This window comes from Streptomyces sp. NPDC054840, from assembly GCF_053611065.1.
Genome location: NZ_JBSGZP010001151.1, coordinates 1 through 1133, shown reverse-complemented (window position 1 = coordinate 1133; position 1133 = coordinate 1). Strand labels below are relative to the sequence as shown.

The 1133-nt window shown below is 72.2% G+C and carries 2 protein-coding genes; both read left to right on the top strand.

Going from position 1 to position 1133, the window contains the following annotated elements; genetic code table 11:
- A partial coding sequence (locus ACWGIU_RS38285; RefSeq protein WP_453712757.1) for a S1C family serine protease occupies window positions 1-791 on the top strand: 791 nt, incomplete at its 5' end.
- A gap of 75 nt (window positions 792-866) precedes the next feature.
- On the top strand, window positions 867-1133 hold a 267-nt coding region (locus ACWGIU_RS38280; RefSeq protein WP_453712756.1), incomplete at its 3' end, for a response regulator.

The following is a 1133-nucleotide window of genomic DNA, read 5'->3' as shown; positions in this document are numbered from 1 at the left end:
GCTCCGGCACCGTCGCCGGAGTCGCCGAGCAGGTCAGCCCCTCGGTCGTCCGCATCGACGTCAGTACCGGCTCCGGCCAGGGCACCGGCTCCGGCATCGTCCTCGGTGCCGACGGCGAGATCGTCACGAACAACCACGTGGTGAGCGGCGCCGCCGAGATCCAGGTGACGATGAGCGACGGCAAGAAGTACCCCGCCAAGATCGTGGGCACCGACCCCGACAAGGATCTGGCCCTGATCGAGCTCCAGGGCGCCTCCGGGCTGAAGCCCGCCGCACTCGGCGACTCCGGCAGCGTCAAGGTCGGCGACCAGGTCGTCGCCATCGGCTCCCCCGACGGCCTCACCGGCACCGTCACCAGCGGCATCGTCTCCGCGCTGAACCGAGAGGTGAAGGTGCCGAAGTCGGAGCAGCGGTCCCCGCAGGGCCGGCAGCAGGGCGAGGACAGCTGGCCGTTCTCCTTCGGCGGCCGCCAGTTCAACGGGGACACCGGCTCCGACACCACCTCGTACAAGGCCCTCCAGACGGACGCCTCCCTCAACCCCGGCAACTCCGGCGGCGCCCTCGTCGACATGAACGGCCGGATCGTGGGCATGCCCTCCGCGATCTACTCCCCCGCCTCCGGCAGCTCCGCGGCCGGCAGCGTCGGCCTCGGCTTCGCCATCCCGGTCGACACGATCAAGGCCGACCTGAACTCCCTGCGCAAGGGCGGCCCCGGCGGCGCGGGCTCCTCCGGTACGGGCTCCCGCACCGGCTCCGGCTCCGCCGCCGACGGCTTCGGCACCAGCTTCTGACCCACCCGTGCGAGGCTGGAGGCGCCGTCCCGGGCCGCACTCCACGGCCGACCACCACCTCTGGGAGACCCATCCATGAATCCCGCCGAAGGCGAAGCGCGGATCCTCGTCGTCGACGACGAACCGGCCGTACGCGAGGCCCTGCGCCGCAGTCTCGCCTTCGAGGGGTACGCCGTGCAGACCGCCGTCGACGGGCTCGACGCCCTCGACCGGGCGGCCTCGTACTCCCCCGACCTGATCGTCCTGGACATCCAGATGCCCCGGATGGACGGGCTGACGGCCGCCCGCCGTATCCGCGCCACCGGCGACACCACGCCGATCCTGATGCTGACGGCCCGGGAC